This window comes from Citrobacter sp. 172116965 (assembly GCF_013458095.1).
In the GTDB taxonomy this organism is placed as follows: domain Bacteria; phylum Pseudomonadota; class Gammaproteobacteria; order Enterobacterales; family Enterobacteriaceae; genus Citrobacter; species Citrobacter braakii.
Genome location: NZ_CP046673.1, coordinates 4,173,466 through 4,190,026 on the forward strand (window position 1 = coordinate 4,173,466; position 16,561 = coordinate 4,190,026).

14 protein-coding genes and 1 tRNA gene are annotated in these 16,561 nt (G+C 50.3%); 1 reads left to right on the forward strand and 14 read right to left on the reverse strand.

What is annotated here, in order from left to right; all coding sequences use genetic code 11:
• Positions 1-11 precede the first annotated feature (11 nt).
• The 9 genes from arsB to actS all read right to left on the reverse strand — a co-directional run bounded on the left by arsB (position 12) and on the right by actS (position 9,469).
• Positions 12-1,301 carry an arsenite efflux transporter membrane subunit ArsB gene (arsB, locus tag GPJ68_RS20250; protein ID WP_016538086.1) on the reverse strand — a complete coding sequence of 430 codons (1,290 nt, stop codon included), beginning with the start codon at positions 1,299-1,301 and terminating at the stop codon, positions 12-14.
• Between the two features lie 46 nt (positions 1,302-1,347).
• The gene (gene arsA / locus GPJ68_RS20255; protein WP_016538087.1) at positions 1,348-3,099 is read right to left on the reverse strand and encodes an arsenite efflux transporter ATPase subunit ArsA; all 1,752 of its coding nucleotides are present in this window, start codon (positions 3,097-3,099) and stop codon (positions 1,348-1,350) included.
• Positions 3,100-3,116: 17 nt separating this feature from the next.
• Positions 3,117-3,479 (reverse strand): arsenite efflux transporter metallochaperone ArsD, encoded by a 363-nt coding sequence (gene arsD / locus GPJ68_RS20260; RefSeq protein ID WP_000855179.1) that lies wholly within the window; start codon positions 3,477-3,479, stop codon positions 3,117-3,119.
• Between the two features lie 47 nt (positions 3,480-3,526).
• A complete protein-coding gene (arsR, locus tag GPJ68_RS20265) occupies positions 3,527-3,880 on the reverse strand; it encodes an As(III)-sensing metalloregulatory transcriptional repressor ArsR (protein ID WP_001135895.1) in 354 nt (117 codons plus the stop codon).
• A 192-nt stretch (positions 3,881-4,072) separates the two neighbouring features.
• Complete coding sequence (locus GPJ68_RS20270; RefSeq protein WP_000022894.1) at positions 4,073-5,848, reverse strand: ATP-binding protein; 1,776 nt, start codon at positions 5,846-5,848, stop codon at positions 4,073-4,075.
• A complete protein-coding gene (locus GPJ68_RS20275) occupies positions 5,845-6,993 on the reverse strand; it encodes an SIR2 family protein (RefSeq protein ID WP_000460992.1) in 1,149 nt (382 codons plus the stop codon). Before GPJ68_RS20275 ends, GPJ68_RS20270 begins: the two co-directional genes overlap by 4 nt.
• A 206-nt stretch (positions 6,994-7,199) precedes the next feature.
• Complete coding sequence (locus tag GPJ68_RS20280; protein WP_000778549.1) at positions 7,200-8,393, reverse strand: tyrosine-type recombinase/integrase; 1,194 nt, start codon at positions 8,391-8,393, stop codon at positions 7,200-7,202.
• Between the two features lie 164 nt (positions 8,394-8,557).
• Positions 8,558-8,631: transfer RNA gene (locus GPJ68_RS20285), tRNA-Gly, on the reverse strand.
• 79 nt (positions 8,632-8,710) lie between these two features.
• On the reverse strand, positions 8,711-9,469 hold the full coding sequence (gene actS, locus GPJ68_RS20290) for an amidase activator ActS (protein WP_046274955.1): 759 nt from the start codon (positions 9,467-9,469) through the stop codon (positions 8,711-8,713).
• A 166-nt stretch (positions 9,470-9,635) separates the two neighbouring features.
• Between actS and idi the strand changes: the two genes are divergently transcribed.
• Positions 9,636-10,184 carry an isopentenyl-diphosphate Delta-isomerase gene (gene idi / locus GPJ68_RS20295; protein ID WP_047357819.1) on the forward strand — a complete coding sequence of 183 codons (549 nt, stop codon included), beginning with the start codon at positions 9,636-9,638 and terminating at the stop codon, positions 10,182-10,184.
• An 85-nt stretch (positions 10,185-10,269) separates the two neighbouring features.
• Here the strand turns inward: idi and lysS are convergent, their stop codons facing one another.
• From lysS to xerD, 5 genes are all read right to left on the reverse strand, one after another.
• Positions 10,270-11,787 carry a lysine--tRNA ligase gene (gene lysS, locus GPJ68_RS20300; protein WP_005123357.1) on the reverse strand — a complete coding sequence of 506 codons (1,518 nt, stop codon included), beginning with the start codon at positions 11,785-11,787 and terminating at the stop codon, positions 10,270-10,272.
• Positions 11,788-11,796: 9 nt separating this feature from the next.
• Positions 11,797-12,895, reverse strand: a protein-coding gene (gene prfB, locus GPJ68_RS20305; RefSeq protein ID WP_100250065.1) for a peptide chain release factor 2 whose coding sequence is annotated in 2 segments (ribosomal slippage) — positions 11,797-12,819 and positions 12,821-12,895 — 1,098 coding nt in all. Because the reading frame shifts where the segments join, the coding sequence is not laid out codon by codon here.
• A gap of 217 nt (positions 12,896-13,112) precedes the next feature.
• On the reverse strand, positions 13,113-14,846 hold the full coding sequence (gene recJ, locus GPJ68_RS20310) for a single-stranded-DNA-specific exonuclease RecJ (protein ID WP_016157413.1): 1,734 nt from the start codon (positions 14,844-14,846) through the stop codon (positions 13,113-13,115).
• Positions 14,847-14,851: 5 nt separating this feature from the next.
• The gene (gene dsbC, locus GPJ68_RS20315; protein ID WP_047414418.1) at positions 14,852-15,565 is read right to left on the reverse strand and encodes a bifunctional protein-disulfide isomerase/oxidoreductase DsbC; all 714 of its coding nucleotides are present in this window, start codon (positions 15,563-15,565) and stop codon (positions 14,852-14,854) included.
• A 23-nt stretch (positions 15,566-15,588) separates the two neighbouring features.
• On the reverse strand, positions 15,589-16,485 hold the full coding sequence (gene xerD, locus GPJ68_RS20320; RefSeq protein ID WP_016154346.1) for a site-specific tyrosine recombinase XerD: 897 nt from the start codon (positions 16,483-16,485) through the stop codon (positions 15,589-15,591).
• Between the last annotated feature and the right edge of the window lie 76 nt (positions 16,486-16,561).

Sequence of the window (16,561 nt, forward strand, 5' to 3'; positions counted from 1 at the left end):
TCAGTATCTCATTACAAAGTGAAAGAGAGACGTAGCGCCAGCGCTGCCAGCGTTACAAACAGCACAGGCAGAGTCATGACGATCCCGGTGCGGAAATAGTATCCCCAGGTGATGGTCATATTCTTCTGTGAAAGGACATGCAGCCAGAGCAGCGTTGCCAGGCTACCAATAGGTGTAATTTTCGGGCCCAGATCGCAGCCAATCACGTTGGCGTAGATCATCGCTTCTTTGATAACGCCTGTTGCAGTGCTGCCATCAATAGAGAGAGCGCCAACCAGCACGGTAGGCATGTTGTTCATGATGGAAGACAGGAAAGCCGTCAGGAAGCCAGTACCAAGCGTCGCAACCCAGAGTCCTTTATCCGCCAGTACGTTCAGCACACCTGAAAGGTATTCGGTTAGCCCAGCGTTGCGCAGACCGTAGACCACCAGGTACATCCCCAATGAGAAGATGACAATCTGCCATGGCGCACCGCGAAGCACTTTGCCAGTGTTAATGGCATGGCCTCGTTTCGCCACCGCAAACAGAATGACAGCTCCTACAGCAGCAATCGCGCTGACCGGGATACCCACCGGCTCAAGGACAAAAAAGCCAACCAGAAGAAGGATCAACACTATCCATCCGGTTCTGAAGGTTGCCAGATCTTTAATAGCTTTTGCAGGTGCTTTCAGGAGAGCCAGGTCGTAAGTCGGCGGAATATCTTTGCGGAAGAACAGATGCAGCATCACCAGCGTGGCGATAATAGCGGCAATATCCACCGGCACCATTACCGACGCATACTCAGTGAAGCCCAGCCCAAAGAAGTCTGCAGAAACGATGTTAACCAGGTTGGACACGATAAGCGGCAGACTGGCCGTATCGGCAATAAACCCGGCGGCCATGACAAATGCCAGCGTAGTACCTTTACTGAAACCTAATGCAAGCAGCATGGCGATGACAATTGGAGTAAGAATCAATGCCGCACCATCGTTGGCAAACAATGCCGCCACCGCTGCACCTAGCAGGACGATATACGTAAAGAGCAAACGGCCACGACCGTTACCCCAGCGTGAAACATGCAATGCCGCCCATTCGAAAAAGCCGGATTCATCGAGCAGCAGGCTGATGATAATCACCGCAATAAAGGTCGCTGTCGCGTTCCAGACGATATTCCACACCACCGGAATATCGCTTACATGCACAACGCCAGATATCAAAGCCAGTCCTGCGCCTAGCATTGCACTCCAGCCGATCCCTAATCCCTTCGGTTGCCAGATAACCAAAACAATGGTCAGGACAAAAATAGCGCCTGCCAGTAACATACATCCTCCTGACAGGGCGGTTCTACCGCCCTGTAAAAACAAAAAATTAACTCGCCAACTCTCTGAGTTTTTCAATACCGGCTGGCTCAGAAGCCAGTACCGGAACGAGCGCTATACGGTTAGCGTGCTGATTCTTAACAGCCTCAATCTGAGGCTGTTCCTGCTGGGCGCGCTGGCAAAGCAACGGAGAACTCGTATCCGCAATGGAAAGGCTGTTATTGATAATCCAGCCCCACGGATGAATCCCCGCACGCTCAAGATCGGACTGCAGGTTTGCCGCTTCCAGTACCGGTGTGGTTTCAGGCAGAGTGACCAGCAGGACTTTGGTGCGTTCCGGGTCCTGAAGCTGCATCATTGGGGTAGTAAAATGACCTTTACTCCCCATTTTTTTGGCAATCTCTCGGTGGTAAGCCCCGGTCGCATCAAGCAGTAATAGCGTATGCCCGGTAGGTGCCGTATCCATGACCACAAACCGTTTGCCTGCTTCACGGATTACGCGTGAGAACGCCTGGAACACCGCAATCTCTTCCGTGCAAGGAGAACGTAAATCCTCTTCGAGCAGCCGTTTCCCTGCCTCATCCAGATCCCTGCCTTTCGTCTCAAGAACATGCTGACGATAGCGTTCAGTTTCATCGTGAGGGTTGATTCGGCTGACCTGCAGATTTTTGTGGCTGCCATTCAACGTTGTACTCAGGTGTGCAGCAGGATCTGAGGTAGTGAGATGCACATCAAAACCCTTATCTGCCAAACTGACGGCGATAGCCGCAGCCATTGTGGTTTTACCCACACCGCCTTTACCCATCAGCATAATCAGACCGTGTTCACTGCGAGCGATATCATCAACCAGGCCAGAGAGCGATAAGTTTTCAGGCGTGTACTGGATGTTCGTTACCGGGAGCGGTAATGCCTCAGAACCGGTATCCAGAAGTCCCTTCAATGCTGAAACACCAACCATATTGACTGGCTGTAGTAATAGGGTATCTGTCGGTAGCCCAGATAAACCGGCAGGAAGATTTGCCAGTGCCTCCTGCTCACGTTGCCATATCGCAGCGGCCAGGGCGTCATGTTCAGCTTCGGCTTTAGGCAGCACACCATTAATCACCAGGTATTGGTTTTTCAGGCCAATTGCGGCGAGTTCTTCATGGGTGCGGGCGACTTCCTGCAGCGTAGATTTTTGCAGTCGCGCAACCAGAACCAGGCGGGTACGTTCAGGATCGGATAACGCCTCTACCGCATGAGCATACTGCTCACGCTGCTTTTCCAGCCCGGCCATTGGGCCAAGACAGGAAGCACCATCCGGGTTACTTTCAATGAAGCTACTCCAGGCACCGGGAAGCTGGAGAAGGCGAATCGTGTGGCCCGTCGGCGCTGTATCAAAAATGATGTGATCGAAGCGGGTCAGCAGGGAAGCGTCTGTCAATAAGCCGGTGAACTCATCAAACGCCGCAATCTCAGTGGTACAGGCTCCTGAAAGCTGCTCGCTGATACTGTTAACAACGTCATCAGGCAAAAGACCTTTGATAGGATCAACGATTCTGGAGCGGTATTGTTTGGCGGCTTCCTGCGGGTCGATTTCCAGAGCGGAAAGTCCAGGAACTGCTGCCACAGGGCGAATGGTATTACCGATAGCCTGATCGAACACCTGACCGACATTGGAGGCTGGGTCAGTACTGACCAGCAAAACCCGCTTACCCTGTTCAGCAAGGCGGATAGCCGTCGCGCAGGAAATAGAAGTTTTTCCTACACCACCCTTGCCGGTAAAAAACAGGTAAGGCGGGATATTCTGTAAGAATTTCATATGTCCTCCTGACATATTCAGCAACAGGAAGTATTACCACCACAGCAGCTGGTGGGAGCTAACCCTACCTTCTCCAGCGGAATACCGAACCAGCGAGCCAGCTCAGCGCGTTTTGGGTATCGCCCTGCCATCACCGTTTCACCGTCCAATAGCAGTAACGGAAGACCTTCTGCTCCAGATGCTTCGAGGAATGCTTTCGCTTTCTCATTCTGAACAAAGCTCATGGGCTGCTGCGCCAGGTTGTAACGTTCAACCTGTACACCACGTCCTTTCAGCCACTGCACATCAGCAGAAAAATCAACCAGAACCTGATCGACATCTGAGCCACATACGCCGGTACTGCAGCACATTGCCGGGTCAAACACCGTTAACGTCTTCATTCTGAATACCTCACATTTGGAAAAACATATATGTTCAGGCAAATTTTTTAGATGCAAACAGCCTTACCGCTACCAGAGCAGTTTGCCGATGCCAGCTTACGGGCGATGGCCTGTACATCGTCCTGTTGGCTTAACCAGGCCTGCTCAATCACCTGAGCAGCCCAGAATGGAATATGCGGGGATAAGCGATAATGAACCCATTTCCCCTGCTTGCGATCCAGCAATAGACCGCTTTCCCGGAGCATTGCCAGATGGCGGGAGATCTTGGGCTGCGACTGATCCAGCGCTGTACAGAGATCGCACACGCACAGCTCTCCCATCTCTCTGAGCAGCAACACGATGCCCAAACGGGTTTCATCGGAGAGGTTTTTGAAGAGTTGTAATGCTGATAATTGTGGCATAAGCCCTCCTGCTATTATCTCGCAGTTTCTCTCTATAACAGTGCAATGTCAAAAAATATATTTGAATTTCCATATATGAAAGAAGCAAAGCTTCTCTCTACGTCTAGTATGGACAGCGAGATAATCTAGAGTAACCTCTTATACTAGGAAGCCCTGAAGACATCCACAGGGCACATTCTGTTAGAGTTAATATTAAGCTGGAGGTAGCGCCCAAAGTTCTTCAAGGTTCACATCGTCGCTGCTGGGTCGATGCTGTTTCAGCAGCGGGTCAATTTTCAATATCATTGGAAGATCAAAAGCGGTTCCAGTGACTACGCAGCAGCCCTTGGCTAGAGTCGGTATGAGAGCCTTAGAACTGGAATCTAACGTGCTAATTGTATTGTCTAATAGCATAAGGTCGCGATCGTTAACCAATCGGTGTATGAAGAAATTGTGAATCTGGGAAACAATAGTAGGTGAAATATCTGCAGGCCGCTGACTAGATAGTGTGAGGTATACGCCATACTTGCGTCCCTCCTTAATTATTTCTTCAAAGAGTTCAAGCCGGTAGTCTTTCCAGATTTCATGCTCACGGGTGGACTGCTCTGACAAAATATTGTGTGCCTCATCAATGATAAGGTGCAGAGTCCGGCTTGGAGGGCTTTTAAGATTCTCTGCATCTTTATGATTTGTGTAGAAATTTTTGGCTACAAGCAGTGGCAAGATCTTTTTTATCTCATTCTTGCATTTCTTTAAAGAGATGACATGTAAGAGATGCGGAGGTTGTGGCACATCAACGATTTCAAGAACATTACGCAGAGCCGATATAGATGATTTGGCCCTAGCTAGCACCGGTTGAATGTGTTCGTATTGGGCATAGCCAAATACAACATCTGAACAGAGTTGGAGGTAGCACCGCAATATTAGTTCGTCGAATTGATCAATTCCATCTAAATTAACACTCTCATCAATAATGGGTTTGATATTCGCGTCAAATCCATTGCCATTTGAATTATAGTACGTGCCGCTGGCATGCTTAAAATACTTATCTTTATTGTAATAAATAATTCCTTTTAAATGTTCTTGAAGCAATTCGCAGTCAATCATGCGTGCAATTTCACGGCTCAAATCCAAAGCATCTGATTTCGCTTCACCTGTACTAAAAACTTTTTCAAAAACCTTTTCTACATACCTTTTGAGTGGCGTAGTTTTAAATTTTTCCTTACCAGATAGAACGCGACGCAGAAATGGCTGTTGTGTGTTCGTAGTTGCCTGAAACAAGAGGCTTAGGGTTTCGACATCCCAAAAATGAGCGCCTTCAATCTTGAATTTGTGCTTTGCTTTTTTAGAGTCCAGCACTGTGATTTGCTTATTCTTAGCTGGTAGTAGCTGATCTTCCGTGTATTCACCATTAAAATCTATGATAACGAACTGGCTCTTGTGCTGTAATGCTTGGAGCCGCTCATTAAAAAGTGTAGTATAAAGTTTAGCTAGCGTATTAGATTTACCACTCCCGGTGTTACCAAATATGCCCAAATGGCTGTTGAATAATCGCATCCATGGGAGGTTGATGGGTACATTCTCCTTGAGCATAGAGCCAATAGAAAAACCTGTTTTACCGTCCGCCCCATAAATTTTCCCTACCATAAGTTCGCTGAGTAGAGATGCCTTGTCTCGGATCATCGGCATGTACTTCACACCTTCAAAAAACTTATCATCTACTATATAACCAATGGGGCGAACATCCACTTTTCGTACATATTGGACCTTCTCGGCATCAGTCTCTAGCCTTTTCTCATCCAAAAATTCACCTTCAACAAGACAGACAATATCTATAAAGCCTCGCTGAATAGATACGTGCTCCCGAAGTGAAATACCTCTGTACTTAACTCCTCCGTAGAAAATAGTCTCATGATTGGAGTCTTCAAAAATTCGAAGGGAGATACGCACTCCACTCACTGCAATAACCTCACCTACGATGATACTCATATCAGATCCTCCTCTTCAGCTTTTAATGGAGGTTCATAAGTGTCTGGCGTGAGTGAGAAAACATATTTATTGAAATTGGTGAAGTCCATATTCATATCTTCAGCGGGCCCAATTACTTGGACGTTTTTCCAAGATTTGAATTCTTCCCGCATGCTATTTGCACTATTGTTGCTATAACAACAAATAAAAGTATGAAGTTGTGGGTTGGAGAGGGAGCGTTGGATAAGTCTGAGAATGTGTTCATCAGCAAACGAAAAGCCAAATGTTATGAGTATAGAATTTGGTTTTTCAAGCTCATAGCTTAATAGCCTGAGCATCTGGTAGTAGTGTTCTTCGAAGACAGTTTCGTAAAACTTCCACTTAGTGGGGTTGACAATAGGTAGCTTATTGTACTCCCCCCAGAAAATATCTATCTGGTCTTGACTGAATGCCAAGGATGGAATGCCTTCAGTTCTGTTGCCATCGACACCAAGAAATTCGGAATATCCATTTAAATTTCCGAGTGTCTCTTCTGTCAAAAGGTTACTAAAATCATTGCGGTAATTGACTTCAATCTTATCACCGCTTTTTGACCAGTAAACCGAACCGTGAAGATGGATAATGTTTAGCTGCGGGATGCCATAGTTGCTTCGTTCAAATACTCCAGTTTGACATTGAAACGTACTGAAGTTTTTGGAATGAAGATGCTTTGTGTGAAATCCGGAGGTACCATCATTCACCACAAAATCATGTGATCCCTTCATGAGAAGGCTGTCAGCTGTATGGGACAGGCATCCATCATAGTTTGTGGTAAAAATATTGATTTTGCGGTTGAGGTCTTTCCTTCTATCCAACAACCCCAAAAGGGTTGTTAAAAAAATCTCATAATTCTTGAGATTTTCTTTTCCTTTATTCGTTGTAACGAAACTTGGATTGAATGTCTGCACTGGAAAAATACATGTGTTGTAGTAGTGCATGAATAACGCGGTTCGCTTCTCTGGCGAGTTTTCAAACTGTGTGGCGAGCGTTTCGATCGTTTCTCGCCGTCCCTCTGCATTCTTGATGGCTAGGGACAGCGTCGGGAACAAGTCTGCTGAAGCGCCTGAGCCAATCAGTATGTTGATGTTCTTATTGTATATATCCAATGGCTGGATCGCCTCAAACATACTTACCTCCCTTATTTAGTTTTGTCTAAAATAGCATCAGTGTATAGGCAGACCAAGTTTTGACTTAGGCAAAAAATTTGTAGCAATAGCCACTATTTCTCTGGTTTTCAACTATTGCAGTTAGCAGCATATATTGAATTACATCCATCCAGACGTCTAGGTACCCAGACGAATGCAATTGCTTTTCGAGACTGCCTTTCAACATTTCAGCTTGTAATAATCCCTTCCTTGCCTAAATTACTAGTAAAATCACCATACCACTGCATCATCGCCCTCCTCCCCTCCAGATATTGAGCATGGTTATACGTTCCACGAATTGAGTTCTTATCGACGTGAGCCAGCTGTAGCTCGATCCAGGCCGAGTTAAATCCCTGCTCATGCAAAATGGTACTCATCGTGTGGCGGAATCCATGCCCTGTAACGCGTCCTGCATAGCCGATGCGCCTTACCAACACAGTCAATGCCATATCACTCATCGGTTTCTTAGGATTATTACGTCCTGGGAACAGCAACTCTCCTGCTCCCGTCATGGGTTTAAGCTGATTAAGCAGGTCAATTGCCTGGCTTGATAACGGAACCAGATGAGGTCGGCGCATTTTCATTCGCTCTGCTGGTACGTTCCAAACCTTCCGCTCAAAATCAAACTCCTGCCACTCCGCTTGCCTCAATTCCCCAGGCCTTACTCCAGTCAAAATAAGTAATTGCATCGCAATCTTAACAATCACACTACCGGCATAGGTGTTCAGAGTCCGAAGAAACTCAGGCAGTTCATCCTGGGTCAAAAAAGCATAGTGCTCTTTCTCATGGGGAGCTACGGCGCTGGCTAGATCGGGAGCTGGATTGTACTCAGCCCTGCCAGTCACAACCGCATACTTCCAGACCTCTCCACAACGCTGGCGAACCTTACGGACCTTCTCAGTTGCTCCTCGAGTTTCTATCTTTGAAAGAACAGCAAGCAACTCCATCGGTTTGATATCTTTGATTGGTCGGTGGCCGATATAAGGAAATACATCCTTCTCAAAGGTTCTCATCATCTCTTCACGATAGGAGACAGACCAGCGATCATAGCGACGCTGATACCACTCCCGAGTGATAGCCTCAAACGAGTTTTCAGCGTCCTGCTTGCGACTGAGCTTCTCCATTTTTCTTTCGAGAGAAGGATCGTTACCAGCTGCTAATGTTCTTTTAGCATCCTCACGCTTGCTTCGTGCTTCAGCTAAAGAAACAGCAGGATAAACACCAAGCGCAAGTACATTTTCCCCTCCAGGCGTACGATACTTCAGACGCCAGTATTTCTTACCGTTGGGGTTAACCAATAAGTAAAGACTCCCACCATCAGCCAATTTGTAGGGCTTCTCTTTCGGCTTTGCAGTTTCAACCTGACGAGCAGTTAACTTCATTGGGGGTACCTCTCAGCATGGGGTACAATTATACCCCCATCCATACCCCCACATTGAGCTTGACCCTGGGGGAGTATTATTGAGTTCAATAGACTAATAGAATGCTATAACTGCTGATTTATCAAGGAAAAATTGAGTTGGGTAGACTTCAGAAGACTTGAGTTTGGAGCGGGCGAAGGGAATCGAACCCTCGTATAGAGCTTGGGAAGCTCTCGTTCTACCATTGAACTACGCCCGCATTGGAGTGCGTAAGGGATTATAAACCTTACGCTCTTCTTGGCAAGGGACTAACTGACTGACTGGCGATTAATTCACCGTCAGCATTTTGGCTTACTGCCCTTTGGTGGCAAATAACGCAGCGGATCGATAGCCGTCGCCCGATAGCGGATCTGGAAATGCAGCCGCACCGTGGTCGCATCCGAGCTGCCCATCGTCGCGATTTTCTGCCCGGCTTTCACGTTTTGACCGTTGTTCACCAACATGGTGTCATTATGCGCATACGCAGTGATGTAGTCCTCACTGTGCTTAATCATAATGAGATTACCGTAGCCCCGTAGCTGATTACCGACATAAACCACCTTCCCGGCTCCGGCGGCATAAATCGGCGTACCGCGCGCAGCTGAGATATCAATGCCTTTATTGCCGCCGTCCGCGGTTGAATAAGGCAGAATCACTTTACCGCTGGCAGGCCACTGCCAGCAGCGCTGTCCTACCGGTGGCCAGGAGGACTGCGGTACGGACGAAGATGGTCTGACCGCCGCCGTTTTGGTTGAGGATTTCGTAGTTGTTTTGCCAGAGCCTGAACTGGTTTTCGCGCCGCCGCTGACCTTCAGCTTTTGCCCCACTTCAATGGTATAGGGCGGTGAAATATTATTCAGGCGTGCAAGCTCTTTTACGCTGGTCCCGGTGGCGCGCGAAATACGGTATAGCGTATCTCCCCGCTTCACGGTATACACGGAGCCGGAATAACTTCCTGTATCAGACGACTTGCTCCCGGAACAGCCTGCTAACAGCAGACCGACACACAGCAGCATCGCGATACTCAGGCCATTTTTCTTCAGGCGTCCTGCACTCAAAACAATACCTCGCAACATTTTCAGACGCTTTATCATAGCAGCCAGAAACCGGATGCCAAATCATATCGCGCAACTAAGCGTCGACTCTGGCATTTCACACCCTCTGTTAATCATTCTGACTTAATAAAGCATATAATGTGAATGCTTAAGATTGATGGTGGACGCTATGCGACAGGAACATGTCATTTTATTGAATGAGCAGGGCCAGCCCTGTGGAACACTGGAAAAGTATGCGGCGCATACCGCCACAACCCCCCTGCACTCTGCTTTCTCATGCTGGATATTTAACGAGCAGGGTCAACTGCTGGTCACCCGCCGTTCGCTGCACAAAAAAGCCTGGCCAGGCGTCTGGACCAACTCTGTCTGCGGTCACCCGCAGTTGGGTGAAAGCACCGAAGCCGCTATTATCCGCCGGGCTTGCTTCGAGCTGGGTGCAGATATCGACTCGCTCAGCCCCGTGTATGCTGATTTTCGTTATTGCGCCACGGACCCGAGTGGAATAGTGGAAAACGAAGTATGCCCGGTTTATGCCGCACATATCGTCAGTGAGCTACAGCTAAACCCAGATGAAGTGATGGATTCCCAGTGGAGCAATCTTGAGGATGTATTGAGCGGGATTGACGCGACGCCGTGGGCTTTTAGCCCGTGGATGGTAATGCAGGTTTCAGATGTTAAGGCGCGGGAGTTACTGCGCAAGTTTGCCAACGGGAATTGATTGCCTGACGGGGCTACGCCCATCAAGCCTACATAACGCATCGTAGGCCTGATAAGGCATCAGCCGCCATCCGGCATTTCACATCTTACTTAACCGGGCGCATTGCCGGGAACAGGATTACGTCGCGGATAGTATGGCTGTTTGTGAACAGCATAACCATACGGTCGATACCAATGCCCAGGCCCGCAGTCGGCGGCAGACCGTGTTCCAGAGCGGTAACATAGTCTTCGTCGTAGAACATCGCTTCGTCGTCACCTGCATCTTTGGCGTTAACCTGATCCTGGAAACGCTGCGCCTGATCTTCTGCATCGTTCAGCTCGCTGAAGCCGTTACCGATTTCACGTCCGCCAATGAAGAATTCGAAGCGATCGGTGATTTCCGGATTTTCATCATTACGACGCGCCAGCGGAGAAACTTCTGCCGGGTACTCGGTAATGAAGGTCGGTTGAATCAGGTGCGCCTCTGCAACTTCTTCAAAGATCTCGGTCACGATACGGCCCAGACCCCAGCTCTTCTCAACTTTGATGCCGATAGATTCCGCAATCGCTTTTGCAGAATCGAAGTTATCCAGATCGGCCATGTTGGTTTCCGGACGGTATTTCTGAATCGCTTCGCGCATCGTCAGTTTTTCGAACGGCTTACCAAAGTCAAAGACTTCTTCGCCGTAAGGCACTTCAGTCGTTCCCAGAACGTTCTGCGCCAGCGTACGGAACAGCGATTCGGTCAGTTCGATCAGATCTTTGTAGTCCGCATAAGCCATGTAGAGTTCCATCATAGTGAACTCTGGATTATGGCGAACAGAGATGCCTTCGTTACGGAAGTTACGGTTAATTTCGAATACGCGTTCGAAGCCGCCAACCACCAGGCGCTTGAGGTACAGTTCCGGTGCGATACGCAGGTACATGTCCAGATCCAGCGCGTTATGATGGGTGATAAACGGACGCGCTGCCGCCCCGCCAGGGATCACCTGCATCATCGGGGTTTCTACTTCCATAAAGCCACGACCAACCATGAACTGACGGATACCAGCCATAATCTGTGAACGCACTTTAAAGGTATTACGGGATTCATCGTTAGAGATGAGGTCCAGGTAGCGTTGACGATAGCGCGCTTCCTGATCCTGCAGACCGTGGAATTTATCCGGCAATGGACGCAACGCTTTCGTCAGCAGACGCAGCTCGGTGCAGTGGATAGACAGCTCACCGGTCTTGGTCTTGAACAACTTACCTTTCGCGCCGAGGATATCGCCCAGATCCCATTTTTTGAACTGCTCGTTGTAGACGCCTTCCGGCAGATCGTCGCGAGCAACGTACAACTGAATGCGGCCGCCAACATCCTGCAGCGTAACGAATGATGCTTTACCCATAATACGGCGGGTCATCATACGGCCAGCAACGGAAACCTCAATGTTCAGCGCTTCCAGCTCTTCGTTTTCTTTCGCGTCGAAGTCAGCATGCAGTTGGTCTGAGGTATGATCGCGACGGAAATCGTTCGGGAAGGGGATCCCCTGCTCGCGCAGGCTCGCCAGCTTCTCACGGCGCGTTTTCAGTTCATTGTTAAGGTCGGCTACCGCGTCAGCGCCCTGTACGTGTTGTTCAGACATGTTGGTTCCTCATAACCCTGCTTTCAAACTTGCTTCGATAAATTGATCCAGGCTGCCATCCAGCACCGCCTGCGTGTTGCGGGTTTCAACCCCGGTACGCAGATCTTTGATGCGGGAGTCATCAAGGACATAAGAACGAATCTGGCTACCCCAGCCGATATCTGATTTAGTATCTTCCATCGCCTGTTTCTCGGCATTCTTCTTCTGCATTTCCAGTTCATAAAGCTTCGCTTTCATCTGCTTCATGGCCTGGTCTTTGTTCTTGTGCTGGGAACGGTCGTTCTGACACTGCGTCACAATCCCGGTCGGGATGTGGGTGATACGCACTGCAGATTCGGTACGGTTAACGTGCTGACCGCCCGCACCAGAAGCGCGGTAAACGTCAATACGCAGGTCCGCCGGGTTGATATCGATATCAATATCATCGTCAACTTCCGGGTAGACAAACGCAGAGCTGAACGACGTATGGCGACGACCGCCGGAGTCGAACGGGCTTTTACGCACCAGGCGATGTACACCGGTTTCGGTACGCAACCAACCGTAAGCATATTCGCCAGCAATTCTGATGGTCACGGATTTAATACCCGCCACTTCACCTTCAGATTCTTCAATAATTTCAGTCTTAAAGCCGCGCGCTTCAGCCCAACGCAGGTACATACGCATCAGCATGCTTGCCCAGTCCTGTGCTTCCGTACCGCCTGAGCCAGCCTGAATATCGAGATAGCAATCTGCGCTATCATATTCACCGGAGAACATACGACGGAATTCCAGTTGGGCCAGCTTATCTTCCAGCGTATCAAGTTCTGCTACGGCTTCGTTAAAGGTTTCTTCGTCGTCGGCTTCTACAGCCAGTTCCAGCAGGCCGGAGACATCTTCCAGGCCCTGGCTCATCTGATCAAGCGTATCAACGATGGCCTCAAGGGAGGAACGCTCTTTACCCAGCGCCTGCGCGCGTTCGGGTTCGTTCCATACGTCCGGCTGTTCCAGCTCGGCGTTTACTTCTTCCAGACGCTCTTTCTTGGCATCATAGTCAAAGATACCCCCTAAGAACGTTAGAGCGCTCCGTGAGGTCCTGAATGCGGTTATTTACCGGATTAATTTCAAACATTGTCTGATTTCTTTTATTGGACTAGTCAAAATGCGGTTATAAGAGCGGGATTGTAACTAATCCACACCCTTTTTTATAGCGAATATACACATCATCCTTCAAGCTGCCTCTTTGTTGGCTGCGCGATTTCTCCCCAGTCACGTACTACTCGTACGCTCATGGAGACTCATCCACTTGCCGCCTCGATGCAGCTTGAATGATTTTGTGTAAAGTGACGCTAAAGTGGCCAGATATTATCGATTATAATCTGCAGGCTGCGGTTGCCGCGAAACTCATTAATATCCAGTTTGTAGGCAAGCTGAACTTCGCGAACACCGTTATCCGGCCAGCAGGTGGTATCAACGTTGAACGCAATACCGTCCAGCAACGGTCCACCACCGACGGGCTCCACCATCACCTTCAGATGACGCTCACCGACCAGACGCTGCTGGAGCAGACGGAAATGCCCGTCAAACAGCGGTTCCGGGAACATTTGTCCCCACGGTCCGGCATCACGCAGCATTTGCGCGACCTCCATGGTCATCTCCGCCGCGCTCAGAGCACCGTCTGACACCACTTCACCCTGCAGTAAGGCGGGGTCCAGCCACTCGGTTACCAGTTCGCCGAAACGCTGCTGGAAACGCTCAAACTGCGCCTCTTCCAGCGACAAACCCGCCGCCATAGCGTGACCGCCAAACTTGAGGATCATACCTGGATGAAGAGTGTCCAGGCGCTCCAGCGCATCGCGCATGTGCAGCCCCTGAATCGAGCGCCCGGAGCCTTTCAGCGTACCGTCACCGGCCGGGGCAAACGCAATTACCGGACGGTGAAAGCGCTCTTTAATACGCGATGCCAGAATCCCCACCACTCCTTGATGCCACTCGGGATGATACATCGCCAGACCGCCCGGTAGCGTATCGCTACTGCGCTCCAGCTTTTCACACAGAGTCAGCGCTTCCGCCTGCATACCCTGCTCGATCTCTTTACGCGTCTGGTTGAGTGCGTCCAGCTCATTGGCCAGCACACGTGCTTCACCAATGTTGTCGCACAGCAACAGCGCCACGCCAACGGACATATCGTCCAGACGCCCCGCTGCATTCAGCCGTGGCCCGAGGGCAAAACCTAAATCACTGGCAGCCAATTTGAGTGGGTCGCGATTGGAAATCTCCAGCAGCGCTTTTATACCAGGGCGGCACTTTCCGGCACGAATACGGCTTAAGCCTTGCCACGTCAGAATACGGTTATTGGCATCCAGCGGGACCACGTCGGCCACCGTGCCAAGCGCAACCAGATCGAGCAAATCCGCCAGGTTCGGCGGCGCAATTCCTCGTTCATCAAACCAGCCTTTGTCACGCAGGAAGGTGCGCAGCGCCAGCATCAGATAGAAGGCCACGCCAACGCCAGCCAGCGATTTAGACGGGAATTCACAATCGTGCAGGTTAGGATTGATGATCGCTTCAGCACCCGGCAGCGTGTCCCCAGGCAGATGGTGATCGGTCACAACGACCGGGATCCCCAGCGTTCTGGCATGTTCAACACCCGCGTGTGACGAGATGCCGTTGTCGACGGTGACAATCAACTGAGCGCCCCGGGCATGGGCCTGATCAACGACTTCCGGGCTTAAGCCATAACCGTCTTCAAAACGATTAGGCACCAGGTAGTCCACGTTACTGCAGCCCAACGCGCGCATCGCCAGAATGCTGAGCGCGGTGCTGGTCGCGCCATCGGCGTCAAAATCGCCGACCACGATGATTCGGGTTCCTTCGCGAAAAGCGTTATAGAGGATTTCAACCGCTTTTTCGACACCGTTCAAATGCTGCCACGGCAGCATGCCTTTCACACTACGCTCAAGCTCCTGCGCGCTGCGCACGCCGCGGCTGGCGTATAAACGGCGCAGCAATGGCGGCAAGTCGGCAGGTAGCTCGGCGGTCTCGTCGGCTTCACGCCGACGAAGTTGTATCTGTTGTTTCACGCGAATTATTTACCGCTGGTTTGTTTTGCATGTGCGTCGAGGAATTCTTTCATCTCTTTCGGGCCCTGATAGCCAGGCACTACATAGCCATTGCTCAGCACAATCGCCGGCGTACCGCTGACGCCAAACTGTACGCCCAGCGCGTAGTGGTTAGCGATGTCCACATTACAGGCCGCAGGCTTCACATCTTTGCCAGCCATGGCGTCGTCAAAGGCTTTGTTTTTGTCCTTCGCACACCAGATAGATTTCATATCCTGCTCGGCCTGACTTTCCAGTCCCTGACGAGGGAAGGCCAGATAGCGTACGGTAATCCCTAACGCATTGTAGTCTTTCATCTCTTCATGCAGCTTGTGGCAGTAGCCACAGGTGATGTCGGTGAAAACGGTGATGACGTGTTTTTCCTGCGGCGCTTTGTAGACGATCATCTCGTTTTCCAGCGCGTTCAAATGCTTCATCAGCAGTTGGTTGGTGACGTTTACCGGGCTTGCACCGCTCACGTCATACATCGGTCCCTGAATAATATGTTTACCGTCTTCGGTAACGTACAACACGCCGCTATTGGTCAGTACAGTTTTCATGCCCGCAACCGGAGCAGACTGAATCTCGGTACTCTGAACCCCCAGCTTCGCTAATGACTGGCGAATCGCCGCATCGTCTGCATGTACCATGCCGGAAAACGCCGTCGCCAGCAGGGTGAACATCATAAAACGTTTTTTCATAACCTATCCTTTCCTGTCAGCACTCACGCTCGCGGGTGATGCTGTTGATGTAGTTGCCGCAAGCGCTCCGTTGCGACATGAGTATAAATCTGCGTTGTCGAGAGGTCGCTATGCCCCAGTAGCATCTGCACCACGCGCAGATCAGCGCCATGGTTGAGCAGATGCGTGGCAAACGCATGCCGCAGGACGTGCGGGGACAGCTTTTCGCTGTCGATTCCAGCCAACACAGCATAGTGTTTGATACGATGCCAGAAGGTTTGACGAGTCATCTGTTGCGCCCGCTGGCTGGGAAACAGCACATCTATTGATACACCGTTGAGCAACCACGGACGCCCATGCTCCAGGTACGTTTCCAGCCAGTACACCGCCTCCTCACCTAACGGGACAAGGCGCTCTTTATTACCTTTACCGATCACCCGAACCACGCCCTGACGCAGGCTGACGTCACTCATCGTCAGCCCCACCAGTTCAGACACGCGCAGGCCTGTGGCATACAATACTTCCAGCATGGCTTTGTCGCGAAGTTCCAGCGGTTGTTCTATCAGCGGCGCCTGCAGAAGTCGTTCGACCTGTGCTTCGCTGAGATCTTTGGGCAGACGCTGCGGAAGTTTAGGTGATGCAAGCGAGGCGCTGGGGTCATCTTCGCGATATTTTTCACGGTACAGATGTTGAAAAAAACGCCGCATTGCACTGAGCAAGCGTGCGGAACTGGTGGCTTTATATCCCCCATCCATCCGCTCAGCCAGCAATGCTTGCAGGTCATCACTCTGCGCGGTCGCAAGCGAGGCGCCGCGGTGATGTAGCCATTCAACAAGCATGGTCAGATCGCGACGATACGCACTTAGCGTGTTTTCCGCCAGATTTCGTTCCAGCCACAGGGCATCAAGAAACTGCTCGATGCGCGCCAGATCCTGTTCCACTCGCGCCCCTTATTTCACTCTCATTTTTGATGCATTATGCCTCATTGTGCCGAGAATGCGGCGATTCTGTTACACT